Annotated in this window: 16 protein-coding genes; 8 read left to right on the top strand and 8 right to left on the bottom strand. The window is 70.4% G+C overall.

From position 1 onward, the window contains the following. Nucleotides 1–9: 9 nt before the first annotated feature. Nucleotides 10–1,203, bottom strand: coding sequence for an ABC transporter substrate-binding protein (locus tag ASE14_RS09260; RefSeq protein WP_056653858.1), 1,194 nt, complete (start codon nt 1,201–1,203; stop codon nt 10–12). Nucleotides 1,204–1,435: 232 nt separating this feature from the next. Between ASE14_RS09260 and ASE14_RS09255 the strand changes: the two genes are divergently transcribed. Then, nucleotides 1,436–2,275 (top strand): sulfurtransferase, encoded by an 840-nt coding sequence (locus ASE14_RS09255; protein WP_056653856.1) that lies wholly within the window; start codon nt 1,436–1,438, stop codon nt 2,273–2,275. A 34-nt stretch (nt 2,276–2,309) separates the two neighbouring features. Here the strand turns inward: ASE14_RS09255 and ASE14_RS20490 are convergent, their stop codons facing one another. After that, entirely contained in the window at nt 2,310–2,450 is a 141-nt protein-coding gene (locus ASE14_RS20490; RefSeq protein ID WP_200953300.1) for a hypothetical protein, read from the bottom strand. Between the two features lie 685 nt (nt 2,451–3,135). Here ASE14_RS20490 and ASE14_RS09250 point away from each other — a divergent pair. Further along, nucleotides 3,136–4,182: a hypothetical protein gene (locus ASE14_RS09250; RefSeq protein ID WP_056653853.1), complete on the top strand. Its 1,047-nt coding sequence runs from the start codon at nt 3,136–3,138 to the stop codon at nt 4,180–4,182. After that, on the top strand, nt 4,179–4,655 hold the full coding sequence (locus tag ASE14_RS20045; RefSeq protein ID WP_082600401.1) for a GntR family transcriptional regulator: 477 nt from the start codon (nt 4,179–4,181) through the stop codon (nt 4,653–4,655). The genes ASE14_RS09250 and ASE14_RS20045 overlap by 4 nt, the downstream gene beginning before the upstream one ends. 391 nt (nt 4,656–5,046) lie before the next feature. On the opposite strand, the gene ASE14_RS09245 is transcribed toward ASE14_RS20045, so the two are convergent. Then, nucleotides 5,047–5,862 carry a class I SAM-dependent methyltransferase gene (locus tag ASE14_RS09245; RefSeq protein WP_056653848.1) on the bottom strand — a complete coding sequence of 272 codons (816 nt, stop codon included), beginning with the start codon at nt 5,860–5,862 and terminating at the stop codon, nt 5,047–5,049. 303 nt (nt 5,863–6,165) lie between these two features. On the opposite strand from ASE14_RS09245, the gene ASE14_RS09240 reads away from it, so the two are divergent. Further along, on the top strand, nt 6,166–7,125 hold the full coding sequence (locus ASE14_RS09240; RefSeq protein ID WP_056653844.1) for an FKBP-type peptidyl-prolyl cis-trans isomerase: 960 nt from the start codon (nt 6,166–6,168) through the stop codon (nt 7,123–7,125). 51 nt (nt 7,126–7,176) lie between these two features. On the opposite strand, the gene ASE14_RS09235 is transcribed toward ASE14_RS09240, so the two are convergent. Both ASE14_RS09235 and ASE14_RS09230 read right to left on the bottom strand, forming a co-directional pair. After that, nucleotides 7,177–8,073, bottom strand: a complete 897-nt coding sequence (locus ASE14_RS09235; RefSeq protein WP_369816473.1) for an energy-coupling factor transporter transmembrane component T — start codon at nt 8,071–8,073, stop codon at nt 7,177–7,179. Further along, the gene (locus ASE14_RS09230; RefSeq protein WP_056653841.1) at nt 8,070–9,962 is read right to left on the bottom strand and encodes an ABC transporter ATP-binding protein; all 1,893 of its coding nucleotides are present in this window, start codon (nt 9,960–9,962) and stop codon (nt 8,070–8,072) included. Before ASE14_RS09230 ends, ASE14_RS09235 begins: the two co-directional genes overlap by 4 nt. Nucleotides 9,963–10,175: 213 nt before the next feature. Here ASE14_RS09230 and ASE14_RS09225 point away from each other — a divergent pair, with 213 nt between their 5' ends. Next, the gene (locus tag ASE14_RS09225) at nt 10,176–10,592 is read left to right on the top strand and encodes a transferase (protein WP_162257719.1); all 417 of its coding nucleotides are present in this window, start codon (nt 10,176–10,178) and stop codon (nt 10,590–10,592) included. A 107-nt stretch (nt 10,593–10,699) separates the two neighbouring features. On the opposite strand, the gene ASE14_RS09220 is transcribed toward ASE14_RS09225, so the two are convergent. Beyond that, nucleotides 10,700–13,066: an arylsulfatase gene (locus tag ASE14_RS09220; protein WP_056653835.1), complete on the bottom strand. Its 2,367-nt coding sequence runs from the start codon at nt 13,064–13,066 to the stop codon at nt 10,700–10,702. A gap of 218 nt (nt 13,067–13,284) precedes the next feature. Here ASE14_RS09220 and ASE14_RS09215 point away from each other — a divergent pair, with 218 nt between their 5' ends. Beyond that, nucleotides 13,285–13,524 carry a PLDc N-terminal domain-containing protein gene (locus ASE14_RS09215; protein WP_056653831.1) on the top strand — a complete coding sequence of 80 codons (240 nt, stop codon included), beginning with the start codon at nt 13,285–13,287 and terminating at the stop codon, nt 13,522–13,524. A gap of 61 nt (nt 13,525–13,585) precedes the next feature. Here ASE14_RS09215 and ASE14_RS09210 read toward each other — a convergent pair whose 3' ends face one another. After that, the gene (locus ASE14_RS09210; protein ID WP_056653830.1) at nt 13,586–14,656 is read right to left on the bottom strand and encodes an LLM class flavin-dependent oxidoreductase; all 1,071 of its coding nucleotides are present in this window, start codon (nt 14,654–14,656) and stop codon (nt 13,586–13,588) included. 284 nt (nt 14,657–14,940) lie between these two features. Between ASE14_RS09210 and ASE14_RS09205 the strand changes: the two genes are divergently transcribed. Both ASE14_RS09205 and ASE14_RS09200 read left to right on the top strand, forming a co-directional pair. Then, nucleotides 14,941–16,383, top strand: coding sequence for an FAD-binding oxidoreductase (locus ASE14_RS09205; protein WP_235511156.1), 1,443 nt, complete (start codon nt 14,941–14,943; stop codon nt 16,381–16,383). Between the two features lie 82 nt (nt 16,384–16,465). Then, nucleotides 16,466–17,650, top strand: a complete 1,185-nt coding sequence (locus ASE14_RS09200; RefSeq protein ID WP_157372903.1) for a hypothetical protein — start codon at nt 16,466–16,468, stop codon at nt 17,648–17,650. A 52-nt stretch (nt 17,651–17,702) separates the two neighbouring features. On the opposite strand, the gene ASE14_RS09195 is transcribed toward ASE14_RS09200, so the two are convergent. Next, on the bottom strand, nt 17,703–18,050 hold the full coding sequence (locus ASE14_RS09195; RefSeq protein WP_056653821.1) for a hypothetical protein: 348 nt from the start codon (nt 18,048–18,050) through the stop codon (nt 17,703–17,705). Between the last annotated feature and the right edge of the window lie 132 nt (nt 18,051–18,182).

Raw genomic sequence — 18,182 nt, 5'->3', positions numbered from 1 at the left:
GGATGCTGCTTACTCTTCGTAGAGGGTCCAGCGGCCGCCCTCGGCGAGCGCCATGATGAGCGCGTCCGCGGTGAGGCCGGAGTGGTTCTCGGGGGTCATCGTGAAGATGCCCGAGATGCCGACGAGGTCGGTCGTCGACTCGATCGCGTCGCGGAGCGCCTCCGGCTCGGTGCCGGCGGCCTCGAGCGCCTTCGTGCCGACGAGCCACGCGTCGTAGGCGTGCCCCGCGAAGCTCGAGGGGGAGGTGCCGAACGACTCGGTGTAGTCGGCGATGAACTCGTCGATGACCGGCTTCTGGGGGTCGTCGTCGCTGAGTTCGTCGGCGACGAGCAAGCGGCCCATCGGGGCGATGACGCCGTCGGCTGCGGGGCCGGCGGCCTCGAAGAACGCGTCGTTGGCGACACCGTGCGACTGGTAGATCGGCTTGTCCACGCCGAGCTGCACGTAGGCGGCCTGCGCGAGGCCGGCCGACGGGGTGATGCCCCAGATGATGACGGCGTCGGCGTCGGCGGCGCGGATGTTCGTCATCTGCGCGGTGAAGTCGGTCGCGCTGGGCTCGAACGACTCGGTCGCGGTGAGGGTGATGCCGCGCTCTTCACCGAGCTCGGTGATGATGTCGGCGATGCCCTCGCCGAAGCCGGTGGCGTCGCGCACGAGGGCGATCTTGGTGTAGCCCTTCGACTCGGCGTCGTCGAGGATGCGCTCGAGCACGACGAGGTCGTTCTGCGCGGTCTTGAAGACCCACTCGGAGCCGTCGACGATCGCGGCGTTCGCGGCGACCGAGATGGTCGGCACCTGCGCGGCCTCGACGAGGGGGCGCATCGCGAGCGAGGGGCCGGTGCGCGAGGAGCCGATGATGAGGTCGACGTCGTCGTTCTCGATGAGCTGGGTGGTGGCCTTGGCCGCGCCGTCTTCGGTGGACTGGTTGTCCTTGATGATCAGCTCGACCTCGCGGCCGTCGATGCCGCCGTCGGCGTTCAGCTGCTCGGCGAGCATGTTGAGGGTGTTCTGCTCGGGAACGCCGAGGTTCGCGCCGACACCCGTGATGTCGAGCACGGCGCCGATCTTGATGGGGCCGTCTTCAGCGGCGGCGTCACCGCCGGAGTCGCCACCGAAGTTCGAGGCGCCGCACCCGGTGAGGGCGAGGGCGATGGATGCCGCGACCGCGGCGGGAACGAGCAGACGGCGTTGCGCACGGTGCATGGGTGAACTCTCCTTTGAGCCCTCACGGGTTCTCGTCTTTGAGTAGGGGGATTCATGACCGAACATTCGGTCACTATTTCAACTCCCTCGAAGATACGGTGCGCGACGAGGCGTTGGCAAGCGGTCGTGATGCAACGGAGACACGGATGTTGCGTGCAGATTGTCTGCTCCGACCACCTCGACCGTGCGCGCAGCGAGCGTTTCGCCCTCGGGGGCGGGGCAGGATGGAGTCATGCCGATCCTCATCACCGCCGACGACCTCGCCGCACGCCTCGCCTCGGGAGAGCGCACCGTCGTGCTCGACGTGCGCTGGTCGCTCGCCGAACCCGACGGAACCGAGGCGTATCGCGCCGGGCACGTTCCGGGCGCCGTCTACGTCGACCTCGACCACGAGCTCGCCGATCACGACGTGGCCGGGCAGGGCCGGCACCCGCTGCCGACGGAGGCGGCCTTCACCCGGGCGATGCAGCGGTGGGGCGTCTGCGACGGTGACACCGTCGTCGTGATGGACGACCTCGGCAACCAGTCCTCCGCACGGGCATGGTGGCTGCTGCGGCATGCCGGGGTCGCCGACGCGCGGATGCTCGACGGCGGGCTCACGGCATGGCGGGGCGCGGGGCATCCGCTCGAGACCGGCGACGTCGTGCGGGAATCCGGTGACGCCGCCGCGCACTTCGGCTCGATGCCCGTGATCGACATCGACGAAGCCGCCGCGTTCCCCGATGCCGGAGTGCTGCTCGACGCCCGCGGCGCGCCGCGCTACCGCGGCGAGGTCGAGCCCATCGACCCGCGCGCAGGGCACATCCCCGGTGCACGTTCGGCGCCGAGCAGCGAGAACCTCGACGCCGGCGGCCGGTTCAAGTCGGCCGAAGCGCTGCGCGAGCACTTCGCCGCCGTCGGCGTCACCGGGGGAGCGCCCGTCGCCGCGTACTGCGGATCCGGCGTCACGGCGGCGCACGAGGTCGCGGCCCTCGCGATCGCGGGCATCGATGCGGCGCTCTATCCCGGTTCGTGGAGCCAGTGGTCGAACGACGACTCCCGCGCGGTCGCGGTCGGGCCCGACGCCGGCTGACCTGCCCGGCCACGCTCCCGCTCCAGCTCTCGGGTCACGCGTGAGGCACGGGGATTCCCCCCGCACGGAGCTTGGCCTCGGTGAGGGCGGTCAACCGGGTCGAGATCGGCGCCTGGTCCTCGCCGTGGGTGTTGATCAGCGCGTACTTGGCCGAGGCGTCGATCCAGGCGCGCATGATGTCGGGATCCCCGGCTCGACCCGAAGAAGGCCGCGACGGCGTTTCTGACGCGGCTTGTGCAGGTTCCTGGCTGGACGACGCGCTCAATGGCGGGTCGCCAGATCGGGGCACCAACCCTCCGAGGGTTGGGATTGATCCTTGGCAGCTGCCAATGCAGCCGCGATCTCGGGCCGCCGGCGAGCCGTGGCAACCACGAGACCGAACCCCAACGCGATGGGGATGGTGTACGGCGACCCAGTGAACGTTTCCGTGCGCATGGGTACCGCGGAATCGACGCGATCCCACTCCACCGCAAGCCACCCCGCTACCAGGGCGCCTGCCGCTGCGGCCTCCAAGACTGGTCGTACCCAACGCGTTGTTCGCATCCCGCAAAGCTACGTCAGACACCGGGCGCGGCATGACTGGCTAGCCCGGCATCCTCCCAAAGTAGGAGAAGAAGTCCCCCGGCTAGGAGCGATTGGTCGAGCCCGCAACAACCCAGTAGCGGATCCGCTTGCGGAACTTGCGCCGCGTAGACCGACCGGCGACGCACCGAACCGCATCCGTGAACGAGCCCTCGAGACATGGATGAACGACCATCGGATGGCGCGGAGCTCCCAACTGCTGGGATCGTCAGATCTTGATCTGCCGACCTAGTACAACTTTGTGCTATGGTCGCAGCACATGCTCCAACGAGTTGGGCGTGTCCGACATCGTCTGGAAGGCCAAACTCTTGCTGATTCCCCGCATCTTCTACCAGCTGTTGTCTCCGGTCGCGGCTCCGGTCATATTCGGGTTGGTCTTCTACGCGTTGTCGTGGGTGTACCCGCGTAGGATCGTCTCCCTTCCCGGGTCGAGTTGGCGCGCGCCGCGGCTAGCGTGGGTCGCCATCGCGGGTGCACTCCTGATCTTCGTTGTCGCTTGCGTTGCGGCCGCGACCACACCACCGGACACCAGCGGTGTCGAAGGTGGGTGGCGACGCTCCGCCCCGCTTCTGGCGGCGACGCTCGTTGTGGCCGTCGCCGCGATCGTTCTCCGCGGCGAGCCGCGGCCGGCACCGGATTCCGCTGCTATCGCTCCGCGCCGAGCGTGGTACACCTTCACCATTCAGCCGCTGCTCTGGGTAAGCGGAATCATCGCCTCGCTGCTAGCACTGACAGCCCTGTGGCAGACGGTGATCGCAACGACGGCGCCGAAGGACGGACGTTTCTTGGGAAACGTCCCGGCGTACTCGGAGCTTCCGGTCTACATGATCTTCAACGGCGGATACGGCTACATTGCTGGTGTCGGCTGGCCCAACTACCTCGCGACCTTTATCGCTCTCGCCGCCGCCATCGCCGTGTTCGTCACCGCCCTCCGGGCCGACGCGAATCGACCCGTTGCCACCTACCCCTTCACAGCCCAAGTCCGAACAGAGCGCGAGCGCACAGCACGGCTGTTCACCTTGCTCCTACTCGGCGGCCTGATCATCACCTTGGGTGCCGTCTGGACCCACGCCGGCTCGATCGGACAGATGCAGATCGCCATTGACGACAATTACATCTCGAAGGACCGCCTCGTCGCTTTCGGTGGCAGCTACGACATGATCGCGTTTCCCTTGAACTTCGGCGGGCGCCTAGTTCAAGGCATCGGCGCTGCGCTGCTTCTCCGGATCGCCACAGATACGGCACGGTCAGTCTCCGAGCTCCGCATACAGCAGTCCCGCGGAGCTACGGACGGGGTCGAGAGCTTGGCGGGAGCGAGCCATTGACCAATACTTCGATTCGCACCGCGGAGGACATCGCCCAACTTTTCCGCGGCGCGATCCAAACCGGACAGCTCGGCGACGGAGAACGGCTGCCTACCGTGCGCCAGACGGCACGCGACTTCAATGTGGCCCAGGCCACAGCCGCGAAAGCCTACAAAACGATCGAGCACGAAGGCCTCGTCGTGACCCGGACCGCGGCTGGAACCCGAGTGGCGCCGGGAGCATCACGAGCGCCGCAACTCGTCGTTGAGCGCGCGCGCTCACTAGCCGAAGCTGCAGACGCGGCCGGGGTGTCGCTCGAGGACACCATCGCCATCGTCAAATCCGTGTGGCGTATGGATGAGGCACCAGCCACCCCGGACGGGCTCGTGCCGACCACTTGGCAAGCGTCGACGCGATCTAAAAACACTCAAGGCCCCGGGGAACCCAGACCGGCGTCGCGAGCCACAACAGCCAGCACAGGGGGAGCACAATGACTGAGCCGCAACCATCCACCGATCGCCACCCATCACCGCTCATCAGCTCGATCGAGCAATACCCATCGACCGAGCCCATCGACATGGCATCACTCCTCGCCTCCTACAACGCAACCTGAACTTCGACCGCGCGCGGGCAACTCGCGAACACGTCGAATGGTGCCAACGTGGGGGGACGACGGCATGCACTACTGGGAAGCCCGTCCATCACGGTGAGCGGACGGGCTTTTCGGAATCGAAGGGTTTGACCCGATCCGAGGGATGCCCGCGGTGTCCTCGACCGGCACCATTCCGATCCATTTCGCGTTCGAGATGATGGAGTTCGTTGTGCTCATGTCGTCAGCGTGCACCATGACCCAAGGTCAAGGTCAACACACGTCATCGACACGTCCTACTCCGGGCGCCGGCCGATCGCGATGAGCGTCGTCACGTCGATCGACGGCACCCCGCGGGAGTCGATCGCCGCCAGGAAGCGCCGCCGCACCTTCTCGACCGCGGGCGCGCCGAGACCGCCGAGCATGAAGCGCAGCGCGGTGCCCTCCACGAGACCCCACGAGAGCTCGGGCGTCAGCTCGAGATGTCGCTGAACCGCGTGCGCGCGCACACCGATGAGGCCGAGTCCCGTGAGCCATTGCGCGAGGCTTCCGGAGGTGTCGATCGACTCGAGTCCCGCTGCACGGGGCACGGCGGCATCGAGTGACGCGCCGCCGTCGGGCAGCGCATCGGCGAGCAGCTCGGGCAGCGGCTCGAACGCGCCCCGCGCCCATACTGTGATGGCGACCCGGCCGCCGGGTCGCGCGCGCTCGATCAGGTGACGCGTGCCCGCATCGACGTCGGGGAAGTGGAAGACGCCGAGCACGCACTGCACCAGGTCGTAGTCCGTGGGCTCCCAGCTCGTGACGTCGGCGACGTGCAACCGGAGCTGCGGCATCCGCTCGCCCGCTCGCTCGCGCGCCGCATCGACGAGCGGTTCGGCGAAGTCGACCGCGTCGACGACCCCGCCCGGGCCGACGAGCTCGGCCGTCGGCAACGCCGAGGCGCCGTCGCCGCAGCAGGCGTCGAGCACCGTCTCGTCGAACCGCGGGTGCGCGCGGGCCACCGCCGCGGTCGAGATCGGATCCCACAGCACGTCGTCGAGCTCGATGGACGCCGCGGCCGCAGCCGCGAATCCTCCAGCGAGATCAGGTTCCCCCAACTTGTCCCCCATTCGCCCATTGTGGCCCTGATCGGCCACGATCGGGCGGATTCGCACCGCGAGAGACGGGGTGTGGCGCAGTGTCGTCGCGCCACGATCGGGCGGATTCGCACCGCGAGAGACGGGGTGTGGCGCAGCGTCGTCGCGCCGCAATCGGGCGGATTCGTACCGCGAGAGACGGGGTGTGGCGCAGCGTCGGCGCGGCGCATCCGCGCGCAGATCGTGCGGATTCCGTGACCAACGACTCAGGAAATGGAAAGCCGAACAGTGCAGACTGGATGAATTCCACCCCCGATCGAATCGAGTCGTCCTCCCATGAACCGTGCCATGCGCCGTGCCGCGCCGATCGCGCTCGCCTCCGCGACAGCCCTGCTCCTCGCCGGTTGCGCCGGCAGCCCAGAGCCCGAGGCGGCGAAGACGCCCGAAGCCGCGGCATGCATGGAGGTCGAGGCCGGCGAGCTCAGCGACGGCGTGAAGGTCGAGGGCGAATTCGCAGGAACGCCGACCGCCACGTTCACCACCCCGCTCGCGTCCGATGAACTCGAGCGCAGCATCGCCATCGAGGGCGACGGCGACGAGACCGAGTCCGGCGACCCGATGAACGTCGTCGTCACCGCGTTCTCGGGCACGAGCGGCGAGACGCTCTTCTCGCAGCCGACCACGATCAAGGTCGGCGACGACCAGGTCTTCGAATCGTTCCTCGCCGGCATCGACTGCGTGCCCGTCGGCTCCCGCACCGTGACCGTCGCCCCCGCGTCGACGCTCTACGGCGACACCGGCAACGAGACGATCGGCGTCGCCGCCGGCGAGACGGTCGTCATCGTCATCGACGTCGTCGAGGTGCAGGAGCCCCTGGAGCCCGCCAAGTGGACCGAGAACGTTCCCGAGGTGAAGTTCGGCGCCGAGGGCGAGCCGCCCACGGTCACCCTGCCCGACACGGAGCCGTCGACCGAGCTCGAGATGAAGATCCTCGAAGAGGGCGACGGCGCCGAGGTGCAGGCCGGTGACAGCGTCAGCGTCCAGTACCAGGGCATCAGCTGGACGACCGGCGAGATCTTCGATCAGAGCTACACCCGCGGCTCCGCGTCGACGTTCCCGACCGACGGCGTCATCCAGGGCTTCGGCGCTGCGCTCGTCGGCCAGAAGGTCGGAACCAAGCTCATCGTGACGATCCCGCCGCAGTACGCCTACGGCACGGATGCCGCGGCGCACGAGCTCGGCGGGCAGACGCTCGTCTTCCTCGTCGAGATCGAGGGCACCGAGGCCGCGAAGTAGTCTCCTCGCAGCACGAAGGGCCGGACGGGAGACCGTCCGGCCCTTCGTCGTTCAGCGGCCCCAGGTCAGCCAGGCGATGACGATGCTCGCCGCGAGGAAGCACGCCACGAACACCGTGTCGCGCAGCCGCCACGGCGAGAAGTGCCGCTCGGTACGGGTGCGGTGCGCGCCGAAGGCGCGGGCGTCCATCGCGAGGGCGACGCGCTCGGCGTGCCGGATCGCCGAGGCGAGCAGCGGCACGATGTAGCCGAGCGCACGTTGCACGGCCGCGACCGGCCCGCGCCCGATATCCGTGCCGCGCACCCGATGCGCGGCCCTGATGATCTCGAGCTCGTGGCCGAAGCGGGGCACGAAGCGCAGCGCCGCGAGCGCGGTGTAGCCGAGGCGGTACGGCACGCGCAGGTTCTGCACCATCGAGCGCACGAACTCGGGGCCGGTCGAGGTGACGCCCGCGATGAGCGAGAGCAGCAGGATCGCGAGGATGCGGAGGCCGGTCGCGAATCCGACGAGGTAGGCGGCGAGCGTGAAGTCCCAGCCGCCGATCGAGACGAGCGTGACGGATGCCGCAGGGTGGCCGGCCACGCTCGACGGGTCGATCCACACGCCGAACGTGACGCCGAGCACGAGCGCGGCGACCGGCGTGCCGATGAGCAGTGCGGCGACGGCGCGCCCCGACAGCCGCGCGCCGATGAGCAGCACGGCCGCCGCGAAGACGACGAACGCGAGCGGCAGCGCGATGCCCCGGCTGAACATGACGATGACCATGACCGGCAGCGGCGCGGCGAGCTTGGCCAGCGGGTTCAGCGCGTACAGGAAGCGCGAGGGCCGCCGGGCGCGGTGCTCGGCGAACGGATCGAGGGCGGCGGATGCCGCGTGCGGCCCGCCCCCGTCGGTCGGCGTCGCCGGCAGCTCGGGCGTGACCGCGCCGCTCTCGCCTGCCGCGATCACGATGCGCCCTTCGAGGAGACGGGCAGCTGCGACATCCGCGTGATCGAATGCCAGGCGGGGTGCCGCTCGAGACCGCGGGTCGCGCGGGCGAGCGGCGGATGGCGCAGCCCGGCCTGCTCGACGAGGGGGCCGGCGAGCACCTCGGCGGTCGGGCCGATGCCGAGGAGCCGCCCGCTGTCCATGACGGCGATGTGGCTCGCGTAGTCGGCGACGAGCTGCAGGTCGTGCGTGACGACGAGCACGGTGGTGCCGTCGTCGTTGAGACCGCGCAGCATGTCGAGCAGCTCGGAGGCGCGGGCGCGGTCCTGCCCGAACGTCGGCTCGTCGAGGGCGAGCACGGGTGCACCGGCGATGAGCGCGGTGCCGACGGAGAGGCGGCGCTTCTGCCCGCCCGAGAGCAGGAACGGGTGCTGGTCGCGCAGCGCCTCGAGGCCGAAGCGGTGCAGCATGGCCTCGACCCGCGGCGCGGCATCGGCCTCCGAGACGCCCTGCAGTCGCAGGCCCTGGGCGAGCTCCTCCGCCACCGTCGGGGCGATGAACTGGTGCTCGGGGTTCTGGAAGACGAAGCCGATGCGCTGGGCGCGCTCGCGGGAGGGGCAGCGCGCCGGGTCGACCCCGAGCACGTCGACCGTGCCGCGGGGCGCGGGGATCACGCCGGCGAGGGCCTGCAGCAGTGAGGTCTTGCCTGCGCCATTCGTGCCGACGATCGCGAGGAAGTCGCCCGCCGTGACGTCGAGGTCGACGCCCTCGACGACGATCGGCCCCCGCCGCCCGCCGCGGCGCACGGAGAGGTCGCGGGCCCGGATGGCGGTCTCGCCGATGACGGCGATCGCGCCGGTCGCGGGACTGATCGCGATCGCGGTCTCGCCGATGACGGCGATCGCGCCGGTCGCGGGACTGATCGCGATCGCGGTCTCGCCGATGACGGCGATCGCGCCGGTCGCCCCGGTCGCGAGGCCGGTCGCGAGGGTCGGCCGAGGAGACAGGGCGGTCGAGCGCACGGGCGACGAATCGCTGAGCGGGGCGGGGAGCGACGGCAATGCGTCGAGGGCCGCGGCGAGCTCCGACGGGGTGAGGGGGAGCGGGTCGAGCACGACGCCGGCGTCGCGCAGTCGCATCGCCGCGAGCGTCGAGACGGGCAGCCAGACCCCGAGGGCGACGAGCTCGTCGGCGCGCTCGCGCAGGACCTCGCGCGCCGGGCCGTCGATCACGAGGCGCCCGCCGGCGTCGAGCACGATCACCCGGTCGACGAGGTCGACGGCCGCGTCGAGGTTGTGCTCGACGAGCACGACCGCGTGGTCGCGTTCACTCGCGAGCTCGCGCAGCACGGCGTAGACCTCGTCGATTCCGGCGGGGTCGAGGTTCGCCGTCGGCTCGTCGAGCACGAGCACCGGGGCGGCCATCGCGAGCGCGCACGCGACGGCGAGGCGCTGGCGCCCCCCGCCCGAGAGCGTGTCGGGGTTCTCCGCACGGCGGTCCCAGAGGCCGACGAGCTTCAGCGCACGTTCGGCACGTTCGAGCACCTCGGATGCCTCGACGAGCTGGTTCTCGGGTGCGAAGCACACCTCGTCGAGCACCGTGCCGGTGACGATCTGCGCATCGGGATCCTGGAAGACCATCGCGACGTGCTCGCTCAGCACGCCGACGGGGTGCTCGCTCGTGTCGAGTCCGGCCACGCGCACCGTGCCCTCGAGGGCCGCCGGCACGGCGTGCGGCACGAGCCCGTCGAGCGCGAGCGTGAGCGTCGACTTGCCGCACCCGCTCGGGCCGAGGATCAGCACGACCTCGCCGCGGGCGACCTCGAACGACACGTCGACGGGGGTCGCGAGCTCGGCGCCCTCGTGGCGGATGCTCACGCGGTCGAGATCGAGGAGTGGTGCTGAGGGCATGGCTGGGCCTGGCCGGGATGATCGTGGTCGGACGGCCCGCGACGCGGCATCCGTAGTGCTTAGGACAGCCTAACCAAGCATGCTGCACGTTCCCATTCGGTCCTGGTTCGCTGCCGCGGCGGAGCAATGCCGTGCAGGCGGGAATTCCCCGGTCAGCTCCGATGTTGTATCAGTGTTCGGGTGTGGAAGTCACCGCACCGGAAGGAGGAGAACGTGGGCATCAGTTACGTCGAGTTCGAGGACGAAGCCGGGATCCTGCGTCGCTACCGCAAGCACGTGAACGGCCGGGGCCTCGTGGCCACGACCGCCAAGGTCGACCCGACCGCGTTCGTCGACCCGACGGCCTACGTCGACTCGGGTGCCGAAGTGCAGCGCGGCGCCCAGATCGGCCCGGGCGGCTGGGTCGAGGGCGAGGCGATCGTCGCTGAGCGCGCCGTCGTCGGCGTCAACGCGCACGTCGGCCGCCGTGCCGTCGTCGGACGCAACGCCGTCATCGGCCCCTACGCGACCATCGGTCGCGACGCGAAGGTGCAGAACGGCGCTCGCGTGCCGCGCGAACTCACGATCGCCGACGGCGACGAGTACCGCGCCTCGGGCGACGACCTGCGCCGGCTGGGCCTCGCGGCCTGAGCGCCGCGGTTCGAGCGCTGCGGCCTGAGCGCCGCGGTTCGAGCGCTGCGGCCTGAGCGCCGCAGCCCGAACGCCCGGCCGGCAGCACCGGCCGGGCGTCCGTATGCCTACTGGCGCGCCATCGCGACCCGCAGCCGCTCCTCGGGATCGATGAAGTGGTCGTGGTCGTCGACGCCGGCGTCGATCTGCACCCAGCCGATCCGGCCCGTGAACCGGCTCGACTGCGGCGTGTAGTCGGGGCTCACGGCCGTGCCCGATTCGTACCCGACGTCCGTCGTCTCGTCGGCCGAGAAGATCATCGGCTGCGTCGCACCGACCCGGCCCGAGCCCACGGCCTCGCCGTCGTAGTAGAGCGTGACGTCGCCGCCCCTGGCGAGCCCGCCGCCGTCGTAGGCGAACTCCACGCGAACCTGGTGCTTCCCGGACGGAATCGGCCGCTCGGCGGTCGTGGCGAACTCCTGGATGCCGAGCACGTTGTAGACGAACTTCGCCGCGCCGCCCGATGCGTAGAGGCTCCAGCCTCCGAAGCGACCGCCCTGCGCGATGATCACGCCGTTCGCCCCGCCGTCGGGCACCTCGACCTCGGCCGTCACCGAGAACGACTTGTTCTTGATGCTGATCACGCTGTTCTCCGACAGCCGGCCCATGCCCGGATAGAGCAGCTGGCTGTTGCCGTGCACGAGGGTCGGCCGGCCCGCGAGCTCGGCGTTGAGGCGGTCGCCCGTGCGGTCGTCGATCGGCAGCACGTTGTACTTCACGGCCTCGATCAGCCAGAGGCGCTGCAGCTCGTGCAGCCGGTCGGGCTGCTCGGCCGAGAGGTCGCGGGCCTGACTGAAGTCGACCGAGCCGTCGTAGAGCTCCCAGACGTCGTCGTCGAACGCCGGCACGGTGCCGCCGACGAGCTCCCACGGCGTGCGGTGCTTCGTCACGGCGCTCCAGCCCTTGAAGTAGATGCCGCGGTTGCCGAACATCTCGAAGTACTGCAGCTCGTGGCGCTCCGGGGCATCCGGCTCGCGGAAGCTGTAGAGCATCGACGTGCCCTCCATCGGCGACTGCTGCACGCCGTTGACCATGGTCGGCTCCGGCAGGCCGGCGGCCTCGAGCACGGTCGGCGCGACGTCGATGCAGTGCGTGAACTGGCTGCGCAGGCCGCCCTGCTCGTCGATGCCGTTCGGCCAGTGCACGATCGTGCCGTTGCGGGTGCCGCCCCAGTGCGAGGCGACCTGCTTGGTCCACTGGAACGGGGCGTTCATCGACCACGCCCAGCCGACCGCGTAGTGGTTGTACGAGCTCGGCGAGCCGAACTCGTCGACCTTCGAGCGCATGAACTCCGGCGTCTCGAGGGCGGCCATGCCGTTGAAGTTCGCCATCTCGTTGAACGCGCCGTTGAGGGTGCCTTCAGCGGATGCCCCGTTGTCGCCGATGATGTAGTAGATCAGCGTATTCTCGAGCACGCCGAGGTCGTCGATCGCGTCGATCACCCGGCCGACGTGATGATCGGTGTGCTCGAGGAACCCCGCGTAGACCTCCATCTCGCGTTCGAGCACGGGCTTCAGCTGTTCAGGCATGTCGTCCCACGCCGGGATTTCGGCGTGCCGCGGCGTCAGCTCGGCATCGGCGGGAATCACACCGAGCTCCTTCTGGCGCGCGAACGTCTTCTCGCGCTGCACGTCCCACCCCTCGGCGAACCGGCCCGCGTACTTGTCGGCCCATTCCTTGGGCACGTGATGCGGTGCGTGCGTGGCGCCCGGCGCGAAGTACACGAAGAACGGCTTGTCGGGCATGAGCGACTTCTGCGAGCGGATCCAGCTCACCGCGTGATCGGCGAGGTCCTCGGTGAGGTGGTAGCCCTCCTCAGCCGTCGCCGGCGGCTCGACCGGGGTGGTGCCCTCGTAGAGCGCCGGCTCCCACTGGTTGTTCTCGCCCCCGATGAAGCCGTAGAAGGTCTCGAAGCCGCCGCCCGCCGAGGGCCATGCGTCGAACGGGCCCATCGGCGAGGACTGCCAGACGGGCACCTCGTGGCACTTGCCGAACTGCGCGGTGGAGTAGCCGTTGAGCTTCAGCGTCATCGCGAGCGGCGCCTTCGTGTTCGGCCGCAGCGAGCTGTTGCCCGGGGCCGAGGTGGCGGTCTCGGTGATGCTGCCCATGCCGACCGAGTGGTGGTTGCGGCCGGTGAGCATCGCCTGCCGGGTGGGGGCGCACAGGGCGGTCGTGTGGAAGCGGTTGTACTTCAGTCCGCTCGCGGCGAGCCGCTCGGCGTTCGGCGTCGCGCACGGTCCGCCGAAGGCGCTCGACGCCCCGAAGCCGACATCGTCGAGGAGGATGACGAGCACGTTGGGTGCGCCGTCGGGCGGCATCAGCGGTTCGATCGGCGGGTACGCGGTGTTCGGATCCTTCGCGTCGTAGGTCGTGAGCCCGGGCGCCGGCCGATCGGGGATCGGCAGCATCGTGCGGGCGTGGCGATCTGGCTTCATGACTTCCCCCATGTCGTGCGGATACGGCTTCCATCGACATCGCGGCCGCGGGCGGGCGAGAGTGACGACCGGGTCACCGTACCGAAGGCCGTGCGGCGCCGAATCATCCAGATCGCGTGATGCGAGCGTCGCCCAGCTCGACGACCCTGAGGCTGACGGCAGACGCGACGGAGTCGTTCGAGCGACCTCCGCCGCCGATCTCGGGAAGGGGAGCGGCCATGTCCTTCTGGGACTACATGACGTGGTTCTTCTGGTTGTACGTCGGAATCACGTGCCTGTTCATCTTCTTCGTGCTGATCCTCGACATCTTCCGCGACGGCACGTTGACCGGGTGGGCGAAGGCGCTCTGGGTCGTCTTCCTCATCGCCCTGCCGTTCGTCGGCTCGATCGTCTACCTGATCACGCGGGGCGGCGGCATGGCCGCGCGCCGCGGCGGAGATCAGGGGATGGTCGCCTGAGGGGAACCGGGCGACCGGGGAACGGCAGCGGTGCCGAGGCGCCGCTGCCGCTCGCTGCGGGTCAGCCGGCCGCGGGCAGCTCGGCGGCGAGCAGCTCGTTCGCGAGCAGCTCGAGCGTCTGCTCCCGACCCGGCGTCGTGTCGTTCGCCTCGGACTCGTAGGAGCCGCCGATCGGCGCCAGCATGATCTCGTCGATGCCGTGTCGGGCGGCGAGGGTGCGCAGCTCGGCCGCGGCGGTCGCGGGGTCGGCGATGACCCAGCGCTGCTCCATGGCGGCGATCAGCTCGTCGCCGACCGAGTCGGTGGGGGCGGCGAGGGCCTCCTCGACCGTCTCGAGCGGCCGCATGGGCCGGTTGGTGCGCAGGCGCGCCATCGAGTGCATCTGCGGCAGCGCACGGGCGCGCGCCTCCTCGGCCGTGGGCGCGACCGAGGCGTTCACGGTGAGGAAGGTCTCCGGCACGGGGTGCGCCTCGCTCGGCTGGTACTCGGTGCGGTAGAGCTCGAGCGCCCGCTCGAGGCCCTCGCCCGAGAAGTGGTTGGCGAAGACGTACGGCAGGCCGAGCGATGCGGCGAGCTTGGCCGAGTAGTCGCTCGATCCGAGGAGCCAGAGCGTCGGGACATCCGTCGCTGCCGGCGTCGCCGTGATCGCGTACTCGCGCCCGCTCGTGAGGCGGAGCGAGGCGCCGTCGGGGGAGAGGAGCGACAGGATGTCGGCGATGTGATCGGGGAACCGGTCGACGTCGGCCGTCGGCCCCGAGATGCGCAGCAACTGGGTGATGACGGGATCGCTGCCAGGTGCTCGCCCGATGCCGAGGTCGATGCGGCCCGGCGCGAACGCCTCGAGCGCCGCGAACTGCTCGGCCACGACGAGCGGGGCGTGGTTCGGCAGCATGACGCCGCCCGAGCCGACCCTGATGCGCTCGGTCTTCGCCGCGATCGCCGCGATCAGCACCGGCGGCGTCGTCGAGGCGACGGACGGCATGTTGTGGTGCTCGGCGAACCAGTAGCGGGTGAATCCGAGCCGGTCGGCGAGCCGGGCCAGGCGAACGGATGCCGCGAGCGCACCCGCGCTCGTCTGGCCGGTGCGCACCGGGATGAGGTCGAGCACGGAGAGGCGGGGTGAAGAAGTCATCCCTCACGGCAACCGGCGCGCGTCGCGGGGTATTCCGTGGTCGCGGGCGGTGCGATCCGGGCCTGCCGGCTCGCGGTCGGCAAGCCGTTCCGCGGACGCGACTCGGGTCCATGGAGGGGTGGGGCTGCCACTGAGGCGATCGGAGGGGAGCCCCTGACGTGGCGGAGCCCGCCCCGTCGTTGGATGGGGTCTCGTTGCGAGCGCCGCCTGAGACCAGTGCGGCCGTCGGAGCGCCGCCCCGAGGGGCGCGCATGGGCCCGCGACGATCCCGAAAGGAAGCATCCGTGAACACCCCCGTGCCGTCGGCCACCGCGACCGACCCCACCACGCTCTCGCTGCGCGAGGCGCTCGCATTCCTCGACGACCGCATCGCCGGTCGCGTGCTGATCCCCGGCGACCCGGGCTGGGACGAGGCCCGCTCCGCCTGGAACCTCGCCATCGACCAGCGCCCCGCCGCGGTCGTCATCGCGGCGGACGCCGCCGACGTCGCGCGCACCGTGCGCACCGCGAAGGGGCTCGGCCTCGCCGTCGCCCCGCAGGCCACCGGCCACAACGCCGGTCCGCTCGCCGCGCGCGACGGTCTCGCCGACGCGATCCTGCTGCGCACCCACGAGCTCCGCGGCGTCGAGGTCGACGCCGAGTCGCGCATCGCACGAGTGGAGGCGGGCGCCCAGTGGGGAGACGTCGTCGCCGCCGTCGCACCGCTCGGACTCACCGCGCTCGCCGGTTCCTCCCATGACGTCGGCGTCGTCGGGTACACGCTCGGCGGCGGCATCAGCTGGCTCGCCCGCTCCCACGGCGTCGCCGCCAACCATGTCGTCGCGATCGACGTCGTCACCGCCGACGGCATGGCGCGTCGGGTCGACGCCGAGCACGACGCCGAGCTGTTCTGGGCGCTTCGCGGCGGCGGCGGCGACTTCGGCGTCGTCACGGCCCTCGAGTTCCGCCTCTTCGACGTGCCCGCGCTGAGCGCCGGCATGCTGCTCTGGTCGATCGAACGCACCGCCGACGTGATGGCGGCGTGGTCGGCATGGACGGCGGATCTCCCCGCATCCGTCACTTCGCTCGTTCGCGCACTGCGCCTGCCGCCGATGCCCGAACTGCCGCCCTTCCTCTCCGGGCGCTCGCTCGTGGTCGTCGAGGTCGCCATGCAGGAGGACCCGGCCCGCGTCGACGAGCTGCTCGCGCCGCTCCGCGCCCTGGCGCCGGAGGTCGACACCGTGCACCCGCAGAACTCGGACGAGCTGCTGCAGCTGCACATGGACCCACCGCAGCCGACCCCGGGGTACGGCGACGGCATGCTCCTCGCCGAGCTGCCGCCCGCCGCGATCCGCGCCTTCGTCGATGAGGCGGGCCCGGATTCCTCGTCGGCGCTGCTCTCCGCCGAGATCCGCCACCTCGGGGCCATGATGCGGCCGGGCGTCGCGCGCGCCGCGGCATCCGCTCAGGGCAGGCCGGAACCCGGCGTCACCGCGGGGATCGACGCCGGCTACCTCGTGTTCGGGGTCGGCATCGCGATGCCGGGCAATGCCGACGCGCTCGCCGAGTCGCTCGGCCGCCTGCTCGCGCGCGTCGAGCCGTGGCGTGCCGGCACCGACTACCTGAACTTCGCCGAACACAGCCGCCTTCCGGAGCGCTTCTTCGGCGACGACCTCGAGCGGCTGCGCGCGGTCAAGCAGGCCGTCGACCCGACCAAGGTGATCCGTTCGAACCACCCGGTCGGTTGAGTGGGGGACTGTCGCTCGTGCCCCGGCCTTCATAGGCTGGAGTACGAGCGACATCGTCGTCGCACGACCTGGGGGAGGAACGATGACCGTTCATTACCAATTGCCCACCGCAGCCGACTTCACCGCGCTCGCCGGGGCCCATCACCCGTCGATCACCATCTACGCCTCGACCTCGCCGGTCGTGAGCGAACGGGAGCGCGCCGAGGTCGCCGTGAAGAGCTCGTTCGACGAGGCGATCGAACAGGTGAAGGCGTCGGGCGCTCCGAGCGCCGAGCTCGAGGCGCTGCGCCGCGAGCGCGACGCCGTGATCGGCGATCAGCAGATCTGGGCCGGCCTCGCCCGGTCGATCGCGATCTTCGTCGCCCCGGGGTTCAACGAGGTCTTCGTGCTGCCCAACCGTCTCGACGACGCCGTGCACGTCGGCTCGCACTTCACCCTCGGCCAGCTGCTGCGGGCGCCGAGCCAGGATCAGGAGGCGTTCGCGATCACCCTGTCCGCAAACGAATGGTCGCTGTGGCACGCGACGCCGACCGATCGTGCGGTGCGCCTCGACGTCGACGAGTCGCATGACAAGAGCCTCGACGACGCGATCAACCGCGACCCCGAGAACGACGACAAGCCGCGCGGCGGCAAGCACGGCGACCGCGGCGTGAGCGGCGACGAGCGACGCAAGGCCTTCTCCGAGCTCTACGCGAAGCGCGTCGCCGACGCCACCCGCCACGAGCTCATGCAGCGCGACCCCGACGACCACGTGCCGCTCTTCGTCTTCGCGGCCGAGCCGATGCTCAGCCTCTTCATCGACCGCATCCGCAACGGGCGGCGCATCGTCGCCGTGCCCGGGGCGCCCGACCGGCTCGGTGCCGCCGAGATCGACGTGGCGCTGCGCGTGCAGCTCGGCAGGCTGAACGTCGCCGAGGCCGACGGTGCGCTTCGAGAGCTCACCGAGGGCACGGCCGGGCGCGTCGAGCGCGACCTCGCTGCGATCGCCCGGGAGGCGGCCGACGGCGCCGTCGAGGTGTTCTGGTTCGACTTCACGACCTCCGTGAACGGCACGCTCGACCGTGAGTCGGGTGCCATCGAGTTCGCGAGCGGGCACGGCGCCGACGAGCAGCTCAGCGACGGCACGCACGCCGGCGACCTGCTGCCGCAGCTCGCGCTGCTCGTCATGTCGAAGGGCGGCAAGGTCGTCACCGTGCGCAGCGACGACCTCGACGGCACGGTCTGGTCGGGGCCCGCGATGGCCGAACTGAGGTTCGCACTGGCGTAGACGGCGAGCGGATGCCCCGGCGCTCACGTTGCGCGCCGGGACATCCGCTCACTCAGCGCAGGGCGCCCATGCGCTCGCGGAGCGGAAGCACGAAGCCCTCGCGCCAGCGGAACCGGATGACGACCTGCTTCGCGTGGGCGTCTTCGATCATGGCCTCGACGCCGGCTTCGGTGAGGACGCGGGCGGGTGCGTCGCTCGACGGCGGGGTCTCGCGGATCTCGAGCCAGAGGCTCTCGGGGTGGGGCACGACGCCGGGGTTCGCGGCGACGAGTTCGAGGGTCCAGCCGGGGCTCGCGCAGAGGCCGTAGCCGGTGACGTGGATCAGTCGGGTGTCAGTGGTCTCGATGACGGTCGCGCGGAAGTCGGCGGCAGAGTATTCGCAGTGCTGCAGTCCGTTCATTCCGCTGAATCTAACGACTTGAAGCTGAGTCGTCCTCAGTGCTGGCGCTGAGGCCGACGGGCGGGGTGCCCCCGAGGCGCATGAGCTGCGGGGTGGCGCGGCAGCGGCAGCGACCGCCCATATGGTGGAACG

Origin of the sequence: Agromyces sp. Root81, from assembly GCF_001429165.1 — a bacterium.
Lineage (GTDB): Bacteria > Actinomycetota > Actinomycetes > Actinomycetales > Microbacteriaceae > Agromyces.
This window is presented reverse-complemented; position numbering and strand designations above follow the sequence as displayed.

Coding starts and splice junctions, on each gene's coding strand:
- ASE14_RS09215 (WP_056653831.1), top strand. CDS start 13,285: ATGTCCTTCTGGGACTACATGACGTGGTTCTTCTGGTTGTACGTCGGA.
- ASE14_RS09195 (WP_056653821.1), bottom strand. CDS start 18,050: ATGAACGGACTGCAGCACTGCGAATACTCTGCCGCCGACTTCCGCGCG.
- ASE14_RS09200 (WP_157372903.1), top strand. CDS start 16,466: ATGACCGTTCATTACCAATTGCCCACCGCAGCCGACTTCACCGCGCTC.
- ASE14_RS09230 (WP_056653841.1), bottom strand. CDS start 9,962: ATGCCCTCAGCACCACTCCTCGATCTCGACCGCGTGAGCATCCGCCAC.
- ASE14_RS09245 (WP_056653848.1), bottom strand. CDS start 5,862: ATGGGGGACAAGTTGGGGGAACCTGATCTCGCTGGAGGATTCGCGGCT.
- ASE14_RS09260 (WP_056653858.1), bottom strand. CDS start 1,203: ATGCACCGTGCGCAACGCCGTCTGCTCGTTCCCGCCGCGGTCGCGGCA.
- ASE14_RS09220 (WP_056653835.1), bottom strand. CDS start 13,066: ATGAAGCCAGATCGCCACGCCCGCACGATGCTGCCGATCCCCGATCGG.
- ASE14_RS09210 (WP_056653830.1), bottom strand. CDS start 14,656: ATGACTTCTTCACCCCGCCTCTCCGTGCTCGACCTCATCCCGGTGCGC.
- ASE14_RS20490 (WP_200953300.1), bottom strand. CDS start 2,450: ATGCGCGCCTGGATCGACGCCTCGGCCAAGTACGCGCTGATCAACACC.
- ASE14_RS09240 (WP_056653844.1), top strand. CDS start 6,166: ATGAACCGTGCCATGCGCCGTGCCGCGCCGATCGCGCTCGCCTCCGCG.
- ASE14_RS09255 (WP_056653856.1), top strand. CDS start 1,436: ATGCCGATCCTCATCACCGCCGACGACCTCGCCGCACGCCTCGCCTCG.